Annotated in this window: 24 protein-coding genes and 1 tRNA gene; 18 read left to right on the top strand and 7 right to left on the bottom strand. The window is 59.2% G+C overall.

All coding sequences use genetic code 11. The annotated features are described in order from the left end of the window. The first annotated feature begins 20 nt into the window (after positions 1 to 20). Genes GTP23_RS06570 through GTP23_RS06560 form a run of 3 tightly spaced genes read left to right on the top strand, consistent with a single transcriptional unit; the run spans position 21 to position 1,977 of the window. Positions 21 to 641: a peptidylprolyl isomerase gene (locus GTP23_RS06570; protein ID WP_161034345.1), complete on the top strand. Its 621-nt coding sequence runs from the start codon at positions 21 to 23 to the stop codon at positions 639 to 641. A 40-nt stretch (positions 642 to 681) separates the two neighbouring features. Then, complete coding sequence (locus tag GTP23_RS06565) at positions 682 to 1,176, top strand: peptidylprolyl isomerase (protein WP_155433714.1); 495 nt, start codon at positions 682 to 684, stop codon at positions 1,174 to 1,176. A gap of 24 nt (positions 1,177 to 1,200) precedes the next feature. Continuing rightward, positions 1,201 to 1,977, top strand: a complete 777-nt coding sequence (locus GTP23_RS06560; RefSeq protein WP_161034344.1) for a UDP-2,3-diacylglucosamine diphosphatase — start codon at positions 1,201 to 1,203, stop codon at positions 1,975 to 1,977. Positions 1,978 to 2,058: 81 nt separating this feature from the next. Here GTP23_RS06560 and GTP23_RS06555 read toward each other — a convergent pair whose 3' ends face one another. Further along, entirely contained in the window at positions 2,059 to 2,811 is a 753-nt protein-coding gene (locus tag GTP23_RS06555) for a hypothetical protein (RefSeq protein WP_161034343.1), read from the bottom strand. 202 nt (positions 2,812 to 3,013) lie between these two features. Here GTP23_RS06555 and GTP23_RS06550 point away from each other — a divergent pair, with 202 nt between their 5' ends. Both GTP23_RS06550 and GTP23_RS06545 read left to right on the top strand, forming a co-directional pair. Continuing rightward, positions 3,014 to 4,546 (top strand): DUF1800 domain-containing protein, encoded by a 1,533-nt coding sequence (locus GTP23_RS06550; protein WP_161034342.1) that lies wholly within the window; start codon positions 3,014 to 3,016, stop codon positions 4,544 to 4,546. A gap of 9 nt (positions 4,547 to 4,555) precedes the next feature. Beyond that, positions 4,556 to 5,944: a DUF1501 domain-containing protein gene (locus GTP23_RS06545; protein ID WP_161034341.1), complete on the top strand. Its 1,389-nt coding sequence runs from the start codon at positions 4,556 to 4,558 to the stop codon at positions 5,942 to 5,944. A gap of 3 nt (positions 5,945 to 5,947) precedes the next feature. Here the strand turns inward: GTP23_RS06545 and GTP23_RS06540 are convergent, their stop codons facing one another. After that, positions 5,948 to 6,508, bottom strand: a complete 561-nt coding sequence (locus GTP23_RS06540; protein WP_161034340.1) for a DUF1439 domain-containing protein — start codon at positions 6,506 to 6,508, stop codon at positions 5,948 to 5,950. A 148-nt stretch (positions 6,509 to 6,656) separates the two neighbouring features. On the opposite strand from GTP23_RS06540, the gene GTP23_RS06535 reads away from it, so the two are divergent. The 6 genes from GTP23_RS06535 (at position 6,657) to GTP23_RS06510 (ending at position 11,351) form a co-directional block, all read left to right on the top strand. After that, positions 6,657 to 7,034 (top strand): GntR family transcriptional regulator, encoded by a 378-nt coding sequence (locus GTP23_RS06535; RefSeq protein WP_161034339.1) that lies wholly within the window; start codon positions 6,657 to 6,659, stop codon positions 7,032 to 7,034. Then, positions 7,031 to 7,888, top strand: coding sequence for an ABC transporter ATP-binding protein (locus GTP23_RS06530; protein ID WP_161034338.1), 858 nt, complete (start codon positions 7,031 to 7,033; stop codon positions 7,886 to 7,888). Before GTP23_RS06535 ends, GTP23_RS06530 begins: the two co-directional genes overlap by 4 nt. Then, a complete protein-coding gene (locus tag GTP23_RS06525) occupies positions 7,885 to 8,838 on the top strand; it encodes a hypothetical protein (RefSeq protein WP_161034337.1) in 954 nt (317 codons plus the stop codon). Before GTP23_RS06530 ends, GTP23_RS06525 begins: the two co-directional genes overlap by 4 nt. Positions 8,839 to 8,996: 158 nt before the next feature. Continuing rightward, positions 8,997 to 9,779, top strand: coding sequence for a substrate-binding periplasmic protein (locus GTP23_RS06520; protein WP_161034336.1), 783 nt, complete (start codon positions 8,997 to 8,999; stop codon positions 9,777 to 9,779). Beyond that, on the top strand, positions 9,776 to 10,900 hold the full coding sequence (locus tag GTP23_RS06515; RefSeq protein ID WP_161034335.1) for a porin family protein: 1,125 nt from the start codon (positions 9,776 to 9,778) through the stop codon (positions 10,898 to 10,900). The genes GTP23_RS06520 and GTP23_RS06515 overlap by 4 nt, the downstream gene beginning before the upstream one ends. Positions 10,901 to 10,910: 10 nt before the next feature. After that, positions 10,911 to 11,351: a type 2 periplasmic-binding domain-containing protein gene (locus tag GTP23_RS06510; protein ID WP_161034334.1), complete on the top strand. Its 441-nt coding sequence runs from the start codon at positions 10,911 to 10,913 to the stop codon at positions 11,349 to 11,351. 5 nt (positions 11,352 to 11,356) lie between these two features. Here the strand turns inward: GTP23_RS06510 and GTP23_RS06505 are convergent, their stop codons facing one another. From GTP23_RS06505 to rnr, 4 genes are all read right to left on the bottom strand, one after another. After that, the gene (locus tag GTP23_RS06505) at positions 11,357 to 12,034 is read right to left on the bottom strand and encodes a YceH family protein (RefSeq protein WP_161034333.1); all 678 of its coding nucleotides are present in this window, start codon (positions 12,032 to 12,034) and stop codon (positions 11,357 to 11,359) included. 10 nt (positions 12,035 to 12,044) lie between these two features. Further along, positions 12,045 to 12,785, bottom strand: a complete 741-nt coding sequence (gene cysE, locus GTP23_RS06500) for a serine O-acetyltransferase (RefSeq protein ID WP_161034332.1) — start codon at positions 12,783 to 12,785, stop codon at positions 12,045 to 12,047. A 144-nt stretch (positions 12,786 to 12,929) separates the two neighbouring features. Continuing rightward, positions 12,930 to 13,673, bottom strand: coding sequence for a 23S rRNA (guanosine(2251)-2'-O)-methyltransferase RlmB (rlmB, locus tag GTP23_RS06495; RefSeq protein WP_155433700.1), 744 nt, complete (start codon positions 13,671 to 13,673; stop codon positions 12,930 to 12,932). Between the two features lie 3 nt (positions 13,674 to 13,676). Next, entirely contained in the window at positions 13,677 to 16,205 is a 2,529-nt protein-coding gene (gene rnr / locus GTP23_RS06490; protein ID WP_161034331.1) for a ribonuclease R, read from the bottom strand. A gap of 343 nt (positions 16,206 to 16,548) precedes the next feature. Here rnr and GTP23_RS06485 point away from each other — a divergent pair. Together GTP23_RS06485 and GTP23_RS06480 are read left to right on the top strand one after the other, a co-directional pair. Continuing rightward, positions 16,549 to 16,633 (top strand) — tRNA-Leu (locus GTP23_RS06485). A gap of 106 nt (positions 16,634 to 16,739) precedes the next feature. Continuing rightward, on the top strand, positions 16,740 to 17,291 hold the full coding sequence (locus GTP23_RS06480; protein ID WP_161034330.1) for a hypothetical protein: 552 nt from the start codon (positions 16,740 to 16,742) through the stop codon (positions 17,289 to 17,291). 29 nt (positions 17,292 to 17,320) lie between these two features. On the opposite strand, the gene GTP23_RS06475 is transcribed toward GTP23_RS06480, so the two are convergent. Further along, positions 17,321 to 18,286 (bottom strand): alpha/beta fold hydrolase, encoded by a 966-nt coding sequence (locus GTP23_RS06475; protein ID WP_161034329.1) that lies wholly within the window; start codon positions 18,284 to 18,286, stop codon positions 17,321 to 17,323. Between the two features lie 327 nt (positions 18,287 to 18,613). On the opposite strand from GTP23_RS06475, the gene GTP23_RS06470 reads away from it, so the two are divergent. From GTP23_RS06470 to GTP23_RS06450, 5 genes are all read left to right on the top strand, one after another. Beyond that, positions 18,614 to 19,255 (top strand): hypothetical protein, encoded by a 642-nt coding sequence (locus tag GTP23_RS06470; protein ID WP_161034328.1) that lies wholly within the window; start codon positions 18,614 to 18,616, stop codon positions 19,253 to 19,255. A gap of 30 nt (positions 19,256 to 19,285) precedes the next feature. After that, entirely contained in the window at positions 19,286 to 20,020 is a 735-nt protein-coding gene (locus GTP23_RS06465; RefSeq protein WP_161034327.1) for a hypothetical protein, read from the top strand. Between the two features lie 61 nt (positions 20,021 to 20,081). Next, positions 20,082 to 20,552, top strand: a complete 471-nt coding sequence (locus tag GTP23_RS06460; protein ID WP_202411936.1) for a DUF4844 domain-containing protein — start codon at positions 20,082 to 20,084, stop codon at positions 20,550 to 20,552. A gap of 32 nt (positions 20,553 to 20,584) precedes the next feature. Beyond that, positions 20,585 to 21,064, top strand: coding sequence for a hypothetical protein (locus GTP23_RS06455; RefSeq protein ID WP_161034326.1), 480 nt, complete (start codon positions 20,585 to 20,587; stop codon positions 21,062 to 21,064). A 46-nt stretch (positions 21,065 to 21,110) separates the two neighbouring features. Further along, the gene (locus GTP23_RS06450) at positions 21,111 to 21,521 is read left to right on the top strand and encodes a DUF4431 domain-containing protein (protein ID WP_161034325.1); all 411 of its coding nucleotides are present in this window, start codon (positions 21,111 to 21,113) and stop codon (positions 21,519 to 21,521) included. Positions 21,522 to 21,535: the final 14 nt, after the last annotated feature.

Raw genomic sequence — 21,535 nt, 5'->3', positions numbered from 1 at the left:
AACTAGACAAGGAAGTAACAATGCAAGCATCCCAGCCTACCCTGTTCGGCAAACTGATGTCCCTGTTCGCAGGCGTGGCCCTGTCCGGCGCCGCACTGGCTGCTACGCCAGCGGCCGCTCCAGCCACCCCGCAGGTAGAAATCAAGACCACCATGGGCGATATCGTGGTGGAACTGAACGGTGAAAAAGCCCCTAAAACCGTGGACAACTTCATCACCTATGTGAAGGCAGGTTTCTATAAAGGCACGATTTTCCACCGCGTCATCGATGGCTTCATGATTCAGGGCGGCGGCTTCGACGAGAAGCTGGTGCAGAAAAAAACCAACAAACCCGTGCCTATCGAGTCGCAGAACGGCTTGACCAATAACACCTACACCATCGCCATGGCGCGTACTGGCGACCCGAACTCGGCCACGTCGCAGTTCTTCATCAACGTGGCCGATAACGACGCCCTCAACTACCCGGGCCGCGACGGCTTCGGCTATACCGTGTTCGGCAAAGTGGTGAAGGGTCAGGAAGTGGTAGACCGCATCAAAGCCGTGCTGGTCGACGACAAAGGCAGCTTCCAGAACATCCCTGTGGTACCCGTCGTGATCAAGTCGGCCACAATTTTAAAGACGCCTGTCACGCCAAAACAGTAAAATAGCGCCCTTAGCATTATTGTTCACTCAGGATAAACACATGACCAACGTAATCATCACCACCAATCTGGGCAACATCACCGTTGAACTGAACGCGGAAAAAGCCCCTAAAACCGTTGCCAACTTCCTCGCCTACATGGAAGCCGGCCACTACAGCAACACCATCTTCCACCGCGTAATCGACGGTTTCATGATCCAGGGCGGCGGTTTCGAGCCAGGCATGAAACAGAAGCCGACCGAAACCACGGTAGAGAATGAAGCCAAGAACGGCCTGAAAAACGAACCGTACACGCTGGCCATGGCCCGTACCTCGGCACCGCACTCGGCTTCGGCACAGTTCTTCATCAACGTGAAGAACAACAGCTTCCTGGACTACCCAGGCCAGGACGGCTGGGGCTACGCTGTGTTCGGCAAAGTTACCGCCGGCACCGAAGTGGTTGACCAGATTAAGAAAGTCAAAACCACCCGCGCCGGCATGTTCGCTGACGTACCAGTGGAAGACATCATCATCGAGAAGATCGAACTGGCTGCCTAATTAGGCTGACACGTCGGATTCCGCATGACGACTCACAACACGCGCGCCGGCCAGACCGGCGCGCTGTTTATCTCCGATCTGCACTTGCAGGCCGGCCAGCCCGCCACCACGGCGGCGTTTCTCCGCTTTCTGGAGCAACAGGCGCGGCGCACGCAACAACTCTATCTGCTGGGCGACCTGTTCGAATACTGGGCCGGTGACGACGACCTGCACGACGATTATCATCAACAGATTATTGCCGCCCTGCGCACGCTGAGCGACGCTGGCGTGGCCATCTATTGGATCGCAGGCAACCGCGATTTCCTCGTCGGTGCCGAATTTGCCCACGCTGCCGGTGTGACTCTGCTGACCGAACCTCACGTTGCCACCATCGCTGGTCAGCGCGTAGTGCTGCTGCATGGCGACGCTCAGTGCACCGAAGACACCCAGTACATGGCTTTCCGCGCCATGGTGCGCCAGCCCGCATGGCAGCAGCAGTTCCTTGCCACGCCGCTAGCCCAGCGCAAAGCCATCATAGCCGGCATGCGCGAAAGCAGCCGCAAGGATCAGGGCAATAAAAGCTACGAAATCATGGATGTGACGCCGGCCGCGATTGCTGCCGTGTTTGCCGAAACGGCATGCGACGTGATGATCCACGGCCATACGCACCGCCCCGCCCTGCACGTGCAAGACGGCAAGCGCCGCTACGTGCTGCCCGACTGGGAGCCGGAAGCCACGCCTGCGCGCGGCGGCTGGATCGCCATCGGCCTCGATGGCGCCATCACGCGCCACGCGCTGGATGGCACAGCGCTGGTGGACTAGGTTTTTTTCCGGTTTTCTAATCCGGACTAGAACGCACTAGTCCACACTAAAGCACACTAGACGACCCTAATCCCGCCAGCCTTAACGTGGCAGCGCGGCCATGGCCGCCTGCAGCCGCCGTATCAGTTCCTGATTCATGTCGCGCGTATGGCGGTTCCAGCGATCCATGGTGCGCTGCAGTTCCGCATACAACTGGCGTGCTTTGGCAGCATCGCCTTGCCCTGCCGCCCAGATCGCATACTCGGCTTGCGTAGCAAAGCTGTTGTAGCGCGCCAGCGCATGATCGAACTCGGCACCCGCCTCGCTGGCACGGCCAGCTGCCGCCAGCGCCTGTGCCAGCAGCAAGGTCACCTGTTCGCCACGGAAACCGGCATCGCTGGCGCGTATGGTCTGCAGATGCGTCACTGCCGCAGCGGCATTGTCCGCCGCCAGACTGGCACGGGCTGCACCGAAACGGATTTCCAGATCACCCGCAAATGGCCCCTGCAGACAGGCTTCATAAGTGGCCGCTGCCTCGGCAGCAGCGCCTGCCGCCAGTTGGGCCGCCGCCAGCCGCATCTGGTTCTGTGCCGTCGGCGTGAAATCATAGGCTTCGCGTGCTTCGCGCAATTCGCGTCCCGGGTCCATCGCGCGTGCGGCCACGGCCACCGCCTGCCGCGCCCCATGGTGCAGCTTCGAGTCCGGCAGGTAGATGGCAATGAAATACACCACACTCCCCAGCAGCGGGAACATAAACAGTATCATCAGCCAGTACAGCTGCTGACCACTACGGATCACATGCACGGCAAAAAACAGTGCAATCAGCACATGCAGTCCAACACCAAATATCGTCATGACGCTTGCTCTCCTCTAGGCGAATCTGGCGCATTGTAGAAGTGTTTGCCCGCGCCCACAAGAAAGCTTGCTTATTATTTAAGGCCGCTGCCGCTGCGGGTAACGGTACGTTACAAAAAACCGGTGGCGGGCTGAGGCAAATAGGAATAAATTACCGTGAAGCAATACCATATTCACCCAGACCAGCACGAAGGACGCCGCCATGCCCACTCCCACTGCGAACGCAGCTTCGCGCTTTCTCGCACAAGCGTCCATGGGCGCCACGCGCGCCGAAATCTCCCGCGTTCAGACTTTGGGCTATGCGGCCTGGATAGATGCCCAGCTGGCCGCGCCGCACTCCGGCACGCGCTGGGACTGGCTGGTCGACAAGGGCTATAGCAACGCCAGCTTCCGCAACTCCGAACAGGGCTTCGATGCCTGCGCATGGCGCAAGCTGATCAGCGCCCCCGACACCTTGCGCCAGCGCGTAACGCTGGCCCTGTCCGAAATCTGCGTGGTGGCCATCAGCGGGCTGGTGGGGGCGCCGTGGCGCAGCTTCTCGGCCGCAGCCTACCTCGATCTGCTGGAAGATCACGCTTTCGGCAACTACCGCAACCTGCTGGCCGCCATCTCGACCAGCGCGCCCATGGGCCAGTATCTGACCTTCCGTGGCAACGTCAAGCAGAACCCCGGTACCGGCGCCCTGCCCGATGAAAACTATGCGCGCGAAATCATGCAGCTGTTCAGCATAGGCCTGATCCAGCTGAATCTCGATGGCACGCCGAAGCTGGTGAATGGCAATCCGCAGGAAACCTATGGCCTGAGCGACATCACGGGGCTGGCCCGCGTCTTCACGGGCTGGGACTTCGATCTGACGGGCACCAGCAAAGACATGCCGGACTTCCTGCGCCGTCCCATGCTGCAGATCGCCAAACGCCATGAAACGGGCGCTTCCACTTTCCTCGGCAGCACCGTGCCGGCCGGCCTGTCCGGTGCCGATGCCCTCAAGGTGGCGATCGACATCATCTACGCCCACCCCAACGTGGCGCCATTCATCAGCCGCCAGCTGATCCAGAAGCTGGTCACCAGCAATCCATCGCCAGCCTATGTCGCCCGCGTGGCGGGCGTATTCAATAACGATGGGCGTGGCGTCAAAGGTAATCTGGCCGCCGTCGTCAAGGCGCTGCTGCTCGATCCCGAAGCGCGCAACGAAGCCTATATCAACGCCAGCTATGGCAAGCTGCGCGAGCCCATGCTGCGCCTGGTGGCCTGGGCACGTGCCTACAATGTCAGCTCGGCCGGCGACAACTGGGCCATCGGCAACACCAGCGATGCGGCCACGCGGCTGGGCCAGAGCCCGCTACGCTCGCCCTCCGTGTTCAATTTCTACCGGCCCGGCTATGTGCCGCCGAACAGCTCGATTGCCAAGCTGGGGCTGGTGGCACCCGAGTTCCAGCTGACCAATGAATCGTCCGTGGTCGGCTACGTCAACTTCATGCAGCGCATGATCAGCAAAGGCATAGGCGACGTGCTGCCCGACTACAGCAGCCTGCTGCCGCTGGCCGCCAATGCGCAGAACCTGCTGGCCGAAATCAATCAGGTGCTGGCAGCCGGCCAGCTCGGCAGCACCACCCTGAGCCTGATTCGCGGCGCGCTCGACACCATGCCGGCCAATAGCCAGAATGCCTTGAATAACCGCATCTACGCCGCACTGACCATGGTCATGGCCGCGCCGGAATACCTGATCCAACAATAAGAGGCCGCCATGACTACCGAACTCTCCCGCCGCGCCTTCCTGCAACGTGCTTCCGCACTGGCCCTGAGCGGCGTGGCCTCGCCGCTGGCCATCAATCTGGCCGCCATGGCCGAAGCCTCGGCAGCCAATGCCAATGACTACAAAGCCATCGTCTGCGTCTTCCTGTATGGTGGCAATGACTACGCCAACACGCTGGTGCCCTACGATGCCAGCAGCTTCAACAGCTACTACAATCTGCGGCCGAATCTGGCCTACCAGCGCAGCGCGCTCGGCAGCACCGTGCTGAGCACTGCCAATGCGCCGGTCGACGTCAACGGCACGGCACACCAGTACGCGCTAGCGCCGGAACTGGCGCCGCTGATGCCGATCTACAATGCCGGCAAGCTGGGCGTGCTGCTCAACGTCGGCACGCTGGTCCAGCCCACCACCAAACAGCAGTTCGCCAACAAATCCGTGCCGCTGCCGTCCAAGCTGTTCTCGCACAACGACCAGCAATCGGAATGGCAATCGTCCATGCCGGAAGGTGCTTCGACCGGCTGGGGCGGCATGCTGGGCGATCTGTTCGCCTCCGGTAATGGCAATGCCACCTTCACCTGCGTCAACGTTTCCGGCAACGCCGTTTTCCTCGCCGGGAAGCAGGCGGTGCAGTATCAGGTGTCTACCAGTGGCTCGGTACCGTTCGCAGCCCTGCAGAAACCGCTGTTCGGCTCGGCCTCCTGCAGCAACGCCCTGCAGACCCTGATGACGCAGGCCCAGCCGCACCTGATGCAGTCCGACTATGCCCGCATCACCCAGCGCGCCATCGCCGCCAACGATGTGCTGACCTCGGCACTAGCCGGCAGCAGCGCGCTGAATACGCCCTACCCGGCCAGCAACAGCCTGGGCGACCAGCTCAAGATGGTGGCACGCATGATCGCCGCCGCACCGGCACTGGGCGCCAAGCGGCAGGTATTCTTCGTGTCGCTGGGAGGTTTCGATACCCATGATGGTCTGGTCACCCAGCATCCGGTGCTGATGAAAACCGTGGCCGATGCCGTGGCAGCCTTCTACCAGAGCACAGTAGAACTGGGCGTGGCCAACCAGGTCACCACTTTCACGGCATCCGATTTCGGCCGTACGCTGAGCGGCAATAACGACGGCTCCGATCACGGCTGGGGCAGCATGCATTTCATGCTGGGCGGTGCCGTCAAAGGCGGGCGCTATTACGGCACGGCGCCCGTGGTAGCAGCCGATGGTCCCGATGATGTGGGTCAGGGCCGCTTGCTGCCCACCACCTCGATCGCCCAGTATGCGGCCACGCTCGGTAGCTGGATGGGCGTATCGAATAGCGATTTGCTGGCCATGCTGCCCTCGCTGGCCAACTTCAACGCCAGCAGCCGCAATCTGGGTTTCCTCTAAAGCCTACTGGGCCGGCTGCACGCTGGCCAGCAGCGCGCCGGGACGGGTGCTTATCCCCGTCAGCACAAACTGCACGCCACCGTAACGCAGTTCCTCGGGGCGGAAGGTGTGCACCGGCACATCGCGCAGCGACGATTCCGCCAGCAGATTGGCCACGCTGGCCACCTGATTCTGCTTGCCCTCATCCATGCCGCGCATGGCGAAGCGGTCCACGTGTGCATCGCTCAGATACACGGTATTGCGCGCCGTATCCACTTTCAGCCGTCCCGACAGCACCATGCTGCCCTGCCAGTTCTGGCGTGCCAGCAGCGGCGTTACCTGCACGTCGAGCGACAGGGAAACGCGGTCGTTCTCGGCCAGAATGGCCAGCTGCGGGTGGCTCAGTTCCAGTTCGAAGATACCGAGCATGCGCTGGTGCACAGGGAATTTACGCTCCAGACTCTGTTGCAATTTACTCTGGGGTAGCTCCAGCTGACGCGGGCCTATCAGGGTGGCGCAGGCAGCCAGCATGGCGCCGCAGATCAGGGCTATGGCCCAGCGGGAATAAGAGGACAGTACAGGCATACGCATTCCGGTGAGTCTATCGTGCCGCCATTATGCCAGCGCCACAGGCAGCACCATGCACTTGTAAAAAATACTTGCAAATTCAAAATCTAGTGTTATAGTTCACTACAACACCACTCCATCAACACACAGCAAGGGGACTACATGTATGTCTGCGATAGGCTGGAATGACAATGCGCCGATTTATCGGCAACTCAAGGAGCGGGTTGTAGGCATGATGCTGGACGGCGTACTCAAGCCGGGCGACGCCCTGCCCTCGGTACGGCAGATCGCCGCCGAATATCAACTCAACCCGATTACGGTTTCACGCGCCTACCAGGAACTGGTAGACGAAACGCTGGTAGAAAAAAGAAGGGGACTAGGTATGTATGTGACTGAAGGCGCCCGCGACAAATTGCTGGCCACGGAACGTGAACGCTTCCTGCGCGAAGACTGGCCTGCCATGCTGGAACGCATCCGCCGGCTGGGTCTGGATGTTGCCGCCCTGCTCAGCGCACCGGCAGCGGGCACGGGAGCAGCATCATGAGTGCCATCATCACTGCCAGCGGCCTGCGCAAGCAGTATGGCAAGCGCGCCGCCATCGACAACCTCAGCTTCAGCATCGAAGCGGGCCGCATCGTCGGCCTGATCGGTCCTAACGGTTCCGGCAAGACCACCACGCTGAAAGCCATCCTCGGCCTGACCCGCTTCGAAGGCGAACTGTCGGTGCTAGGCATGGACCCGCGCCAGCAGCGCGACGCGCTGATGAACGACGTGTGCTTCATCGCCGACGTGGCCATCCTGCCCAAGTGGCTGAAGGTAAAGCAGGCGCTGGATTTCGTCGAAGGCGTGCATCCGCGCTTCGACCGCAGCAAGGCGGAAAAATATCTGGCCCAGACCAAGCTCGATCCCGAGATGAAGGTCAAAGCCATGTCCAAAGGCATGGTGGTGCAACTGCATCTGGCGCTGGTGATGGCCATCGACGCGCGCCTGCTGGTACTGGACGAACCCACGCTGGGGCTGGACATCCTGTACCGCAAGCAGTTCTACCAGCATCTGCTGGAGGACTACTTCGACGAGAACAAGACCATCCTGATCACCACCCACCAGATCGAGGAAGTCGAGCACATCCTCAGCGATCTGATGTTCATCCGTGACGGCAAGATCGAACTGTCCGCCTCGATGGACGAAGTCAGCGAGCGCTTCACGGAAGTGATGGTGGAAGCAGCCAGCATCCCCGCTGCACAGGCACTGCAGCCCATCCACCAGCGCGCCGTATTCGGCAAAAGCATCATGCTGTTCGATGGCGTACCACGCGCACAGCTGGCCAATCTGGGCGAACTGCGCACACCGGCACTGGCCGATCTGTTCGTCGCCACCATGAAAGGAACTTACGCATGAACACCATGAAATGGCTACTCAAACGCGAAATGTGGGAAAACAAAGGCATGCTGCTGTGGACACCTATCGTGGTGGCCGCCGTGGTGGCGATACTGGCCATCACCTCTATTTTGCTCGGCAAAGATGCCAGCTTCGCCGAAGCGCAGGAAACCTTCTCGATCGGCACCATCACCATCGAAGGCAAGGCCCGCGCAGTGATGATAGAGACCATCGCGCAAGGCTACATCATGGCCGCCCTGCCCGTGCTAGCCTTGCTCAGTCTGCTCGTGTTTTTCTACTGTCTGGGCGCTCTGCATGACGAACGGCGCGACCGCAGCCTGCTGTTCTGGAAGTCGCTGCCGGTATCCGATACTGCCACCGTGGCCTCGAAAGCCATCCTTGCGCTGGTAGTAGCGCCACTGATCACCATACTGGTGGCCATCGTGCTGGCTCTGACGATACTGGTAACGGGCTGCGGGCTGCTACTCAGTCACGGCACCAATCTGTTCGGCGGCCTGCTGCTCAACCCCGACCTGTATCTGTCGCCGCTGCGCCTGCTGTCGCTGCTGCCCGTGTACATCCTGTGGGCCCTGCCCACCGTGGGCTGGCTGCTGATGGTGTCGAGCATGGCCCGCTCCAAAGTGTTCCTGTGGGCCGTCGGCACGCCCGTCATCACCTCGCTGCTGCTGATGTGGGCCGACCGCATGCTGCATCTGGGGCTGGATGCGGGCTGGTTCACGGCCAACGTCACCAACCGCATACTGCTGGGCGCAATACCGGGCAGCTGGATGGGCTTCGAGGCGCACAATGTACAGCAGCATCTCAGCGCGCAGCACCTGCCGCCGCTGGAATCGGCCTACTACGCTTCCTGGCATACGCTGACGGGAGCATCGGTCTGGCTGGGCGCCGTCGCCGGCCTCGTCATGCTGGCCATCGCCGTGCGCATGCGCCAGCGCCGCGAGGAAGTGTAAGCCCTGCAGCGGTGGTGGACTATGCTGCCGCGCCACCGCTGCACTCCCCGCCTACGGCCAACTCGCCCGATTAAGCAACAGATTGCGTAGAAAGTTCTTCTAAGCAAGCCATTCTTGTTAGAATGATCGCAACATCGTTCTTCTGACAAAAAAGTCGTATGCGGCTACCCATCCTGACAGCATTCTGTCTGGTCCTGTTCCAGCTACCGGCACATGCGGAACTGGTGCGCGCCTGCGCCGATCAGGCCGAAATGCCACCGTTTGTCTACGCCGAGCGCATCGAGGGCCGCAAGAGCGCACACATTACCGGCGCCAGCGTAGACCTGCTGCGCCGCATCGCCGAACGGCATGGCTGGCAGATCGAAGTCCAGCTGCTGCCGTGGGCGCGCTGCGTGGCACAAGTGGCCAGCCAGCAAATCCAGATCGCCGTCAACATCAGCGCCAGCGATGGTGTTTCGAATGCGCTGCAGACCAGCGCGCCCTACTACACCCTGCACAATGTGTACTACACCTCGCGCCGCGCCCGTCCGGCCGGTATCAAGCTGGCCAGACTGGCCGACCTGAAGAACTACCATGTGTGCGGCATGGGCGGCTACCGCTTCGAAGCCTATGGCATCAGCACCAGCAGCGTCGATCGCGGCACCACCATAGGCTACGAGCAGCTGATCAACAAGCTGCATCTGGGCCGCTGCGACCTGTTCATTTCCAGCCGCGAAACCATGGCCGGACAGTATCTGGTCAACCCAAAATTGCGCGGCATGCTGGTCGATGGCACCCTGGTTCAGCAGACACTGCCGGGCGCGGCCACCCAGGAACTGTATTTCGGCGTGGCTGCGGATAGCCCGCAAGCGGCCAGTCTGCTGCAGAAGCTCAATGCCGGGCTGGAGCGCCAGGAAAAGACCCACACCTTCGAGACCTTGCTGGAGCGCTATCTACAATGACTGCCCATTCTGCCCGTCTGGCCGCACTCGCCTTGCTCCTGCCGCTGGCCGCGAGCAGCCGCGCCGAGGAAGGGCTGCTGGCCAGCAGCGCCAGCCCCTCCATGCAGGTAGCGCCGGCCGCGCTGGCACTCAACGGTTTCGGCACGCTGGGCTTTGCCCGTTCCAGCGAACGCGGTGCCGACTTCGTGTTCGACAATCTGCAGCCCAAAGGTACGGGGCGCAGCCACGAATGGTCCAATGATGTGGATAGCCGGCTGGGTCTGCAGCTGACGGCCAATCTGAACCCCAACCTGTCGGCCGTGCTGCAAGTGGTGAGCGAATACCGCTGGGACGGCACCTACACACCCATGGTCAACTGGGCTTATCTGCGCTATGCCCTAACGCCCGCGCTCGGCCTGCGGGTCGGCCGTATCGCACTGGACAGCTTCATCGCTTCCGATTCGCGCAAGATAGGCTACAGCAATATCACGGCGCGTCCGCCCACTGAAGTCTATCGTCTGCTGGTACTGCGCGACAGCGACGGCATCGATGCCACCTACCGCTACAGCAACCGCGACTTCGTCAACACTGTCTCGGTGCTGTACGGTAAGCGCACCGTCACCAACACCCGCTCCGTCAACGTCCATTCGACTGATGTGGCGGGGATCTTCGAACGCTTCGAGCAGGGACCGCTCACCGTGCATGCGGCCTACCAGCAGCGCCGCGTGGATAACCAGAATCCGCCGCTGGGCAAATTCATGTCGCTGGGAGTGGCGTGGGATCCGGGGCCGTGGTTTGCCTCGGCCGAATGGGTCAAGGCCATCAACTACAATGCCAGCAATCTCAAGATCACCCGCGCCGCCTGGTATCTGAACGGCGGCGTACGGGTGGGCGACTTTACGCCCTACCTCACACTCTCCGAGTTACGCCCCATTTCCGATACGGGGCAGGCGCCCGTAGGCCAGCACACCTATGCGGCCGGGGTGCGCTGGGACGTGCATCGCAACGTCGATGTGAAATTCCAGTGGGATCATATACGCCTCAACGACCATTCTTTCGGCACCCTGCAGAACGTCGCGCCCGGCACCAGGGCAGGCGGCAAGGTCAACGTCGTCAGCGTGCTGACGGATTTTGTGTTCTAGGGTGGCCGCCATGAGAACCCTGCCTACCCTGCTCGCCCGCCTGCTCCTGCCGCTGTCATTGCTGCTGGCCCTACCTTTGCCTCTGCACGCAGAAATCATCGTCATCGTCTCGGCGAAAAATCCCGTGCGCACCCTGAGTAACGAACAGGCTGTCGATCTTTTTCTCGGCAAGAATAACGACTTCCCCAACGGCAGCAAGGCCACACCACTGGACCAGAGCGAAGGCGCCAGCATACGCGATAGCTTCTACCGCAAGACCACCGGCAAGGGACCGGCGCAGATGAATGCCCACTGGGCGCGCATGCTATTTACGGGACGGGCGCAACCGCCCGTTGCCGTGGGCGATAGCGAAGCGGTGAAAAAACTGGTGGCGGCCGATGCCAGCCTGATAGGCTATATCGACCGTGAGGCGCTGGACAGCAGCGTGCGCGCCGTGCTGTCCATCCATTGAAGAGGCTATTCGAACTGGCGGCGGAACTCGGCAAACTGCGCACTCAGCTCGTCGAACTGCTGGCGTAGTTGCTGCACTTCCTGCTCGAGCGCGGCCACGCGGCTGCCCTGCCCGCCCGTGCTGACCGAACCACCAAGACTGGCCGCCGTTTCTTCGCGCGCCAGCGCAGCTTCGCCAGCCAGCAGATGGCCGTAGCGCGGCTCCTTGGTGCCGGGTGCCAGCGGCAGGCGCGACACCAGCGGCGGATATTTATCGATCAGGAACTGCAGTGCCTGTTCCACATCGGCCACGCTCTTGAATTCGTGCAGGCGCCCGCTGCGGTTGCGGATCTCGCCGGCCGTCTGCAGACCGCGCAGCATCAGCATGGTCAGCACGGCCAGCTTGTCCTGTTCCAGCGACCACTTGATGCGCATACGGTGTTCGTACTTGGTCACGCGCGCGCCGGCCTGCGTAATGCCGTTCACATACTTGGCCTGCATCAGCCGCTGCAGCACTTCCGCCACCATCTCTTCCGATAGCGACATCACCGGATCGCGGCTGGATAGCTGGTTACAGCCATTCACCAGCGCGTTCAGCGACAGCGGATAGTTATCCGGCGTCAGCGCTTCTTTTTCGGCCAGCACAGCCAGCACACGGATTTCGTAGGGGTCCAGCAGTTCCACCCCGTCAGGCGACAATTCCATCCATACTCCCTTATTCCACCAGCTTGTTGAGTTGATCGGAATTCAATTTATCACATTCGGCCAGACCCTGACAGTGCAGGCCGGCCGCCTTCAGCGTGGCCAGTATGCGCTCGATCTGCTGCTCCTGCGTGACGGCGTGATTGATCAGGCCATGCAGCGCCTTGCTGAGCGGATCATCGCCATTCGGCGTCACGCCGTATGCGCTGAACAGCTGGGCGGTGGCACTCAGATTGGTTTCCTTCTGCACGATGTGGGCCGGATTGCCCACGGCCGTAGCACCGGCCGGCACAGGCTTGAGCAGTACGGCATTCGAGCCCACCTTGGCATATTCGCCCACTGTGAAAGCACCGAGCACCTGCGCACCGGCACCGACGATGACGCCGCGCTCCAGCGTGGGATGGCGCTTGGCGCCCGTGTGCAGCGAAGTGCCGCCCAAGGTCACGCCCTGATAGATGGTGCAGTCGTCACCGACGATGGCAGTCTCGCCGATCACTACACCGAAGCCGTGGTCGATGAACACGCGCTGACCGATCTGCGCGCCCGGATGGATTTCGATGCCGGTGATGATGCGGGCAAGGTAGGAGATGAAGCGGCCCAGCCACTTCATGCCGTGATGCCAGCACCAGTAGGCCCAGCGGTGCATGACAATGGCATGCAGGCCCGGATAGCAGGTCAGCACCTCCCACGCGTTACGGGCCGCGGGATCGCGTTCGATGATGCTGTTGATGTCTTGGCGCAAACGATGGAACATAGGGAAAGCCGGAAAAACCACTGAAACGACGATGGTAGCGTATTCAGTGCAAGGTTGCTGGACAGGCGAAAAAAGCGGGGAGGACGCAGCGGGGAGACACGGCGGCCTCTCCACTGGAGCGCCGCCGCAGGCAGAACGGGAAGTTTAGGCTTCCTGTGCCATACGCTGACGGCGCGCTTCGTACAGACAGACGCCCGATGCGACGGACACGTTGAGACTTTCGACCGAACCGAACATGGGGATATTCACCAGCACATCGCAGGTTTCGCGCGTCAGGCGGCGCATGCCCTCGCCTTCCGAACCCATCACCAGCGCGCACGGGCCCGTGAAGTCGGCTTCGTACAGGCCTTTGTCGCCATCGTCGGAAGTACCGATCAGCCAGATGCCGCGGTCTTTCAGTTCACGCAGAGTACGGGCCAGATTCGTCACGGTAATGTAAGGCACGGTTTCGGCTGCGCCGCTGGCCACTTTGGCGGCCGTCGCGTTCAGGCCTACAGCACGGTCTTTCGGCACGATCACTGCGTGTGCACCGACACCATCGGCCACGCGCAGGCAGGCGCCCAGATTGTGCGGATCGGTGATCCCGTCCAGCACCAGCAGCAGTGGCGGGCCGTCGATGGCATCGAGCAGCTCGTCGAGGTTACGGGCCAGCGACAGTTGCGAGGCAAACGCGATCACGCCCTGATGGCGACGGGTGCCGACGATCTTGTCGAGACGCGAGGAATCCACCGGCATCACACGCACACCGGCGGCCTTGGCGTTGGCCACCAGATCCTGCATGCGGCGGTCGGTACGGCCCGCATCGATAAAAATCTCTTCCACGGACGATGCCTCGTGACGCAAACGCGAGGTCACAGCGTGGAAACCAAAAATCATTTTATTCTTCATTGTTTATCGCTTCTTCTTACTTTTTGAGGCAGCTTTGGCTGCCCGGGGTGCTGCCGCAGCACTCGCTCCGGCATGTGTTTTATGGCCACTCTTGGCCTTGCTCCGGCTGCTCGCTGGCTTAGTTGCCGGCTTGCTCGCCGGCTTGGGCGCAGCCTTGCCTTTGCCCTTGGCAGCCGGTGCAGCAGTGGCCTTGCTGGCCGCCTTGAGCACTATCTTCGGGCCGGGACGTGCCGCCGGCACGCTAGGACCGGGACGCAGATTGGTCTTATCGGCCTTGGATGGCATGACAGGTTTTTCAGCTGGCGCATCGAGGCCGGCCAGACGCAGATCGATCTTGCGGCTTTCCAGATCCACCCGCACCACCTGCACATGCACGCGGTCGGTCAGCTGGAAGGTCTTGCCGGTGCGTTCGCCGCGCAGTTCATGGCGCGCATCGTCGTACTGGAAGAAATCGGCACCCAGATCGGTGACGTGTACCATGCCTTCGACGAACAGCTGATCGAGCTGGACGAAGATGCCAAAGCTGGTCACGCCGGTAATCAGGCCGGTATATTCTTCGCCCAGCTTGTCCTGCATGAAGTAGCACTTGAGCCATGCTTCCACATCGCGCGAAGCTTCGTCGGCGCGGCGTTCGTTGGCCGAGCAGTGTACGCCCAGCGCATCCCACACCGTCAGGTCGGCGGCTTTCTTTTCCTTGCCTTCGGCCTTGTCCTTGGCCTGCTGCTTGCGGGTGGCGTTCGATACGCTGGTGTTGAGCACACTGGTATCGGCCACTTTCGGCTCGTATTTCTTGCCCAGCAAAATAGCCTTGATGGCGCGGTGGGTCAGCAAGTCCGGATAGCGGCGGATCGGGCTGGTGAAGTGCGCATACGCTTCATAGGCCAGACCGAAGTGGCCGATATTGTCAGGGCTGTAGACCGCCTGCTGCATGGAGCGCAGCAGCATGGTCTGCAGCAGCGACGCGTCGGGACGCTCTTTCACCTGCCGCATCAGTTCCGCATAATCGCCGGCCGTCGGCTTGTCGCCGCCGTTCAGGTTCAGGCCTACCTGCTTGAGGAAGGTGCGTACCTGCTTGAGTTTTTCCACCGTCGGGCTGGCGTGGATACGGTAAGTACCCGGATGCTTGTGACGGATCAGCAGATCGGCGGCGCAGACGTTGGCCGTCAGCATGCACTCTTCGATCAGCTTGTGCGCATCGTTGCGCGTACGGGGAATGATCTTCTCGATCTTGCCGGACGGGTTGCAGACGATATAGGTTTCGGTAGTCTCGAAATCGATCGCACCGCGCTCCGTACGCGCCTTCAGCAGCGCGTGATACACCTCATACAGATTCAGCAAATGCGGCACGATCTGCGGACGGCGCGCCGCTTCCGGGCCCTTGGTGTTACCGAGGATCTCGGCCACTTCCGTGTAGGTCAGGCGGGCCGCCGAATGGATCACGGCCGGATAGAACTGGTAAGCCTTGATCTCGCCTTTGGCCGTTACCACGGCATCGCACACCAGTGTCAATCGGTCGACGGCAGGGTTCAGCGAGCACAGGCCGTTGGACAGCTTTTCCGGCAGCATGGGAATCACGCGGCGCGGGAAGTAGACCGAGGTACTGCGCTGCAGCGCATCGGCATCGAGCGCATCGTTCGGTTTGACGTAGTGGCTCACATCGGCAATCGCCACGATCAGACGGTAAGCCTTGCTGCGGCCGATCTTGATCGGCTCGCAGTAGACTGCATCGTCGAAGTCGCGCGCATCTTCGCCGTCGATAGTCACCAGCGGCACATCGCGCAGGTCGACCCGCTCGCCCCAGTCGGATTCTTTCACCACATCGGGCAGCTTGTTGGCCTGCTTGAGTGCAGCGTCCGAGAAGATATGCGGCACGCCGAACTTGCGCACGGCGATTTCGATTTCCATGCCGGGATCGTCGAGCGAACCCAGTACTTCCACGATCTTGCCCACCGGCTGCTTGAAGCGCATAGGCTGTTCGGTCAGCTCCACGCTAACCACCTGCCCTGCTTTGGCCTTGCCGATCGCGCCTTCCACCAGCACATCGTGGGCGATGCGCTGGTCTTCCGGCGCGACGATCCATGCGCCGTTCTCGTTGAGCAGACGGCCGATGATGTGGGTATTCGCGCGCTGCACCACTTCAACGATGGTGCCTTCCTTGCGGCCACGGCGGTCCGTACCGACCACGCGGGCCAGCACACGGTCACCGTGCAGCACTTTCTGCATTTCCTTATCGGGCAGGAACAGGTCCTCGCCGGGCTCGTCGGGAATGACGAAGCCGAAGCCATCCTTGTGGCTGCTGACACGGCCGGCAATAAAGCCGGTTTCCGTGACCAGTGCAAAGCGGCCTTTGTCATCGATATCGAGCTGGCCATCGCGCTGCATGGCATTCAGGCGGCGCGACAGCACGGCCTGCGCATCGGTGGCGACTTTGAGCGCCTTGGCGACAGCGCGCAGATCGAGCGGGCCCTTGGCGCTGCGGAAAATGCCGAGAATATCCTCCCGGCTAGGAATGGTATGGGTAATCTGATTCAAAAGTATTTCTGTGGTTATATTGACAGTATTCAGAGGGAATCCGGCCTGGCAAAATCATCGGGTGCATATATATGGCGCGACGACAGCCGTAGTGTACTTGGAAACGCCCTGAAAGACTAATTTGCCCCCGGTTTCAGCCGGAGGGACTAAAAAAATTTTTGCGCGAGCCTTTGACAAGCGAAAAATTTCCTCTATAATCTTGGTCTCTTGCAGCGACAACGTTGAAAAACAAAGTCAAAGCAGGAACTGCTAGACAGGGTTGATGTGCAGTAAGGAACGAAAGTTCATCTGGCGCGATACTCTCCCCGTCGTTATAATAGCAGAGTTGTTGAGCAGCATCAGTGCCCACGTGGCGGAATTGGTAGACGCGCATGGTTCAGGTCCATGTGCCGCGAGGTGTGGGGGTTCGAGTCCCTCCGTGGGCACCACAGAATTCCGCAAAGAGCCTTCTTCAGTACGCAGCGCGATCTTGATCGCGTTATAACTGAAGAAGGCTTTTTTCATTGGCGCACACTTTTCCACGGAAACCCACCCATGAAATTTATGTCGTCCAGCACCTTGCTTGCGCTGGGTATGAGCTTGGGCGCGCATGCCGCGGAAGAACCCGCCAATGTCTCGTCCATCGCCGGCATCTACAGTTCTGCCCACACCATTAAAACCGCTGACACCACGATAGAAACGATGGGCTATGTCGAAATCGACCGGCTCGGACGCATATCAGCCTATGAGTTCCAGAGCGAAGGCGCTGGCTCCACCGGAAGCGGATGCTATGTACTGGCGCGCGGCACAGCAACCAACGCCGGACTCCAGGGGCGCATGCTGACGCCCGGGATATCGCCCATGGGCGACGCCGCCTTCCAGACAATCGCCGGTGATGGCGATCTATTCGGCATTCTGGCCGACCGGAGCGCAGGCAAGGATATGCGCTGGTTTTTCCACTGGGGCAAGCCAAACAGCACGGTCACCATCGTCGGAAGTCACAATGTCGTAAACGCCGCACACCAGGCAAGCTACTCCATAAGCGGCCCTGCCCTGACATCCCCCACACCCGGCCAGTTACGAAGCATGCTGTGCCCGACAGAATAAGCCGTTCGGATTATCCGCTCCGAGGCGGCCTACTCTTCTCTGGAATCCTTGGGCACGACGTTCAACGCTGCCTGCACGTCCGCCTGCTTTTTGACCAAGCTTGAGATGGCATCAATCACCACCGCCGGATACTGCTCCTGTATCCGATGAATGGCGGACAGCGAGCGCACTTGGGCGTGCGGATAGTAGCTACGCATACGGCCTTCTGCGATATCAGGATCGGTCGCCCACACACCGAAATCCTCCGCATAGATCACACCACTCAGAAGATCTTTGATGAGACCTTGCGGTTTGTGCTGTTGCGGTGAAGACTGCGCGACGATGCGTATTACGGGCTTGCGATAGAAATCAGCCTGTTCCAGCACATACTTGCCCATCAAATCGATGTTGGCGATTTCCTGCCGGGCGGCCCGGGACGCAAAAATCCACAGACTGAATCGGGTGAACCAAGGGAACTCGCTATACGGCTTGACGACGCCAAGCGGCAATGCATCCACCAGAACCAAACCATCGACCTGCTCGGGATAGCGTTTGGCATAGGCTTGTACGTATTGCCCGCCGAGGGAATGCCCCACCAGCACATACGGCGGAGCGAACCCACGTTCTTTTAATAGCTGGTGCAAGCGCATGCTCTCCGACTCCGGACTGAGGTCGGCATCACCGCGCACGCTGCGCCCCACACCGGGCCGGTTGTAGAACAGCAGATTGCAGCATTGCTTAAGCCCAGCCGCGACAGCGTTCCAGGTAGAAAAATCTAGCAACAAGCCATTTTCAAACACGATAGTCGCTTGGGCACTGGGCGCCCGATGTTCAGCATATTCAATAGTTGCCGAGTTCAACTGAATCAGCCTCGCGTTCAAGTCGGCGGTGCTGGCGGGGCTAGCCTGCGCCCTGGCTTGTTCGCGTTCCTGTCCAACGCAGGTCAAATTGAGACCGAGCGTAAGTAACAGCGCAGTGAAAAATCGACGGTTTCGAATTTCGATCAAGGCAGGCATCAGTTTCTGATTCTCGACTAGTAGTGAATTGCCGCCGGCTTGCCGGATGTACCACAGCTTCTCAATCGGCGATGAGCAAAACGCGGCTACTTATAAGTTAAATTCCCGACAACTAAAAAGTGGAAGTTTGTCCTATTCGGCGCAACTCTGCAATGGGCATTCATGGTCTGGTGTGAGAATTTGTGTATTTTGCCTTATTGACAAAATGTTATTCTGAACGACATAGCCTGCGCTGCGCCTGCAGCGTAGGTCGATTAACAAATCTGGAGACCTTGGTCCGCCATGCGTCGGGTTCGGTTTATCACATCCTTGGCCTTTGGATTCTTATTGAAGTTTCGTATCCACATGAAGAAATTTGCTTTCCTCGCCTTTTTTTTAGCCACGCTGTGCTGCCAGTCTGCATGGGCGGACGAACTGAAAGATTTCGGGACGCAGATGTCATATTTTTATTTGACGCCTACACCTGAGGCATTTGAAGCCTTTCAGAAAAATGCAGAAAGGTGGCGCAAAGAGCTCGATAAAGCAGGCAAAGGTTCCGACGTACTGGTGGCCGTGATGATTGCGAGGATTTCGCAAAAGAACAACTGGCCAATCAGTGAAGGCATGATCGGTCTGCGTGCCAAAGAAATAGCGGATGGCCAATCGCGTCTGGCGAAGTATGTCGTTGACGATACCCAGGTCAATGCCGCAAAACTCGACATATGGTGGGCAAGCTTCTTTGCAACGGGTGAGGAAATATATCTGGCCAACATTTTCCAGTACGCGGGTCTGGAATTGCCGAAAGGCGACATGGCACGGATGCTGGTGATACAGGCTGCAAGCTGGTCTTTCAAAGCCAATTGCCGGCAACATCCCAAAGTACTGGCGTTTGCAAAGCAGCGCCTGACGTCACCAAGCACCTCCGAAGCGCAGGCCAGGTTTATTAGAGACGCCATCGCCTACGCGGATACGGCCAGTCCGGCTCAATGAGATTGAAAGCGATTCTTCGGAAATTAATTTATGAAAAATCTTCTCGGTGCATTACTAATAGTAGGATCCTGGGCTGCGCAAGCACAAACTTCAATTCCTCAGATTGTCCCAACGCCGCAAGGGCCTGCGCCTCAGTCTCTGGTATTGTCCAATACGGCACCCCCACAGTTCCAGCTTAGGCGGAGGATATTCAATCAAGTCGCCCATGGCGTTATGCGGAACGATCCCGCAGCGGCGATAGCACTGGATAAGCTTCTCACCGACTACGAAAGTGCAGCGTTCCGCTATACGCCTCTGGAGGCGCTGGAGATTATTGGTTTCTATTTCCTGCCACGCGAAGGCATGGAGAAAGCATTCCAGGTGATTGTGGCGGAACAGGTGTTGGGCTGGTATGACGTATTGCGCTACGCATCGGATTCGGGGCGCGAGGAAATCGTCAACAATGAAGGCTTCTTCAAGCTACCGCTCGTCATCGGCGGACCTCGGGTTGGTGCTCTGGCCGCGAAGTATTTCGATGAGCACCCCGCACATGCCAGAGCCATGCTAGATCGCGGCTTTGCTTCCGCCGATTCCTGGCGCGAAACGCTGAACTATGATCGGCATTGGCCTTCCTACTACGGCCTTGAACGGCTGATATGCCTGCAAGATTCCACCACCTGCAAACCGACACCAGAATTGGACCGCTCGAAATGGAATGCGGCCTGGAACGAAGCAAAACAGCGGGTAGCCGCGTACTACCAACTAGATAAACCATTGCTTAAATAACCGAGGCCGGCCATAAGCTGCCAGTCTTTGAACGTTCACGAATTAATGAATAGGAGTCGAGTTGTTGTTAAAGATATTTGCCGGTGTGATTTTGTTGGTCATGACGACTGTAGTTGCCGGAATGTACGGACTAACTTTTTATGTTTGGCCCACGGGCTTCAATGATGAGAAATTGAATGTAACGCCTGAGCTTATACAGCGCTTGCGTAGTTTGCAGTCGGAGCATAAGTTTGGTCCAGATGCCCGCACGCTCTACCCAGGGGCAGCCAATGAGGCGCAAAGAGCAGCCGCACAGGCGGCAGTGGATTCGGCGATTCAGTCACTGATTGTTGAACTGCCGATGCGCCCACAACGTTCGACTGTGCTGAGAGCACTGAAAGCTACATTAGCTGGCTTCGATACTTCAGAATCTGAGGAACGTGAACAAATCCTTGTGTACCTGACGCAAGTGATGCAGATTTGCGGGGTCGAGAGTTTCTCTGAATTATTCAATGTGTGGCGATACGGATTTCCGTATGGCTGGTTCTTCTAACGACCAGGAAGGAACCTGACGAAAGAATGGAATTGGATACACCACCCCTTGTAGCGAATGCTATGCAGATCGCCGAGGAACATACCTACAGATGTTTGGGAAAGTTCTTTGTCGTGTTCTCGTCCATCGAATTCAAATTGACGCTAAGTCTCACGAACGCACTCTTCGATCTAAAGGTTAATCCGTCTCGCCCAATTGAGCAAATTCCTTTCCAGGAAAAATTAGACGGTTTCGTGCATGCGCAGATTATGGACAGCCATGAGGATGAAGTTCACTATCAGCAATGCTTCGCTTGGTACAGAAAGGCCGACATACTTCGTGAAGCCAGAAATAGGTTCGCACATGGGCGGTGGGCATTCCTACATCATGAGCCGCATATAGTTCACGTGGCAGGATATCCTGATGGCAAACAGTCTGAACTGCGACTTTCGTTAGAGGATTTGAGCGACCTGATCGAGGTCGCGATAGCAGTCAACGTGGGGCTGGAGCGCCTTTTGAATAAACATGAATAACCGCGTCCACCCAAAAACGGCCCTTGAACAGTGAGAACGACATTATATGAGGATAGGTATCCCAGCTATTTTTGCATCGTTGCTGTTTGCGCCGGCGCAGGCGGTGTTAGCCGAACCTATGGCCTGCCTCCAATATCAACCGGAGACAGTTGTTGTGACTGGAACGCTGCACAGGGCAACGTTCCCTGGTCGACCTAATTACGAAAGTGTGGCGAATGGTGATGAAGCCGAAACGGGCTTCTACCTGTCACTGGATACGCCAATTTGTACGCTGAGCGGTACTGGTGCGGACCGGGAGGCGTTCGACTCCGTTCGGGAAATTCAACTTGTGCTTAACGAAAAACAGTACGCCGCACTTCGGCCTAGACTTGGCAAAAAAGTTGAGGCTCGAGGACAACTATTTTCAGCCCATACCGGACACCATCATGCCAACGTATTGATGCGAGTCTCGGAATAGCGGGAAGAAATCGG

Source organism: Duganella fentianensis (genome assembly GCF_009857835.1).
GTDB classification, from domain to species: domain Bacteria; phylum Pseudomonadota; class Gammaproteobacteria; order Burkholderiales; family Burkholderiaceae_D; genus Rugamonas; species Rugamonas fentianensis.
Note: the sequence above shows the minus strand (reverse complement) of the source record. Positions and strands in the feature narration are given on the sequence as shown.

What these genes read in the sequence shown, in the direction of transcription:
- GTP23_RS06560 (WP_161034344.1), top strand. Translation starts at nt 1,201, where the DNA reads ATGACGACTCACAACACGCGCGCCGGCCAGACCGGCGCGCTGTTTATC.
- GTP23_RS06510 (WP_161034334.1), top strand. Translation starts at nt 10,911, where the DNA reads ATGAGAACCCTGCCTACCCTGCTCGCCCGCCTGCTCCTGCCGCTGTCA.
- GTP23_RS06465 (WP_161034327.1), top strand. Translation starts at nt 19,286, where the DNA reads ATGAAAAATCTTCTCGGTGCATTACTAATAGTAGGATCCTGGGCTGCG.
- cysE (WP_161034332.1), bottom strand. Translation starts at nt 12,785, where the DNA reads ATGTTCCATCGTTTGCGCCAAGACATCAACAGCATCATCGAACGCGAT.
- GTP23_RS06480 (WP_161034330.1), top strand. Translation starts at nt 16,740, where the DNA reads ATGAAATTTATGTCGTCCAGCACCTTGCTTGCGCTGGGTATGAGCTTG.
- GTP23_RS06540 (WP_161034340.1), bottom strand. Translation starts at nt 6,508, where the DNA reads ATGCCTGTACTGTCCTCTTATTCCCGCTGGGCCATAGCCCTGATCTGC.
- GTP23_RS06520 (WP_161034336.1), top strand. Translation starts at nt 8,997, where the DNA reads ATGCGGCTACCCATCCTGACAGCATTCTGTCTGGTCCTGTTCCAGCTA.
- GTP23_RS06570 (WP_161034345.1), top strand. Translation starts at nt 21, where the DNA reads ATGCAAGCATCCCAGCCTACCCTGTTCGGCAAACTGATGTCCCTGTTC.
- GTP23_RS06515 (WP_161034335.1), top strand. Translation starts at nt 9,776, where the DNA reads ATGACTGCCCATTCTGCCCGTCTGGCCGCACTCGCCTTGCTCCTGCCG.
- GTP23_RS06450 (WP_161034325.1), top strand. Translation starts at nt 21,111, where the DNA reads ATGAGGATAGGTATCCCAGCTATTTTTGCATCGTTGCTGTTTGCGCCG.
- GTP23_RS06535 (WP_161034339.1), top strand. Translation starts at nt 6,657, where the DNA reads ATGTCTGCGATAGGCTGGAATGACAATGCGCCGATTTATCGGCAACTC.
- GTP23_RS06525 (WP_161034337.1), top strand. Translation starts at nt 7,885, where the DNA reads ATGAACACCATGAAATGGCTACTCAAACGCGAAATGTGGGAAAACAAA.
- GTP23_RS06550 (WP_161034342.1), top strand. Translation starts at nt 3,014, where the DNA reads ATGCCCACTCCCACTGCGAACGCAGCTTCGCGCTTTCTCGCACAAGCG.
- GTP23_RS06530 (WP_161034338.1), top strand. Translation starts at nt 7,031, where the DNA reads ATGAGTGCCATCATCACTGCCAGCGGCCTGCGCAAGCAGTATGGCAAG.
- GTP23_RS06555 (WP_161034343.1), bottom strand. Translation starts at nt 2,811, where the DNA reads ATGACGATATTTGGTGTTGGACTGCATGTGCTGATTGCACTGTTTTTT.
- GTP23_RS06505 (WP_161034333.1), bottom strand. Translation starts at nt 12,034, where the DNA reads ATGGAATTGTCGCCTGACGGGGTGGAACTGCTGGACCCCTACGAAATC.
- rlmB (WP_155433700.1), bottom strand. Translation starts at nt 13,673, where the DNA reads ATGAAGAATAAAATGATTTTTGGTTTCCACGCTGTGACCTCGCGTTTG.
- GTP23_RS06565 (WP_155433714.1), top strand. Translation starts at nt 682, where the DNA reads ATGACCAACGTAATCATCACCACCAATCTGGGCAACATCACCGTTGAA.
- GTP23_RS06545 (WP_161034341.1), top strand. Translation starts at nt 4,556, where the DNA reads ATGACTACCGAACTCTCCCGCCGCGCCTTCCTGCAACGTGCTTCCGCA.
- GTP23_RS06475 (WP_161034329.1), bottom strand. Translation starts at nt 18,286, where the DNA reads ATGCCTGCCTTGATCGAAATTCGAAACCGTCGATTTTTCACTGCGCTG.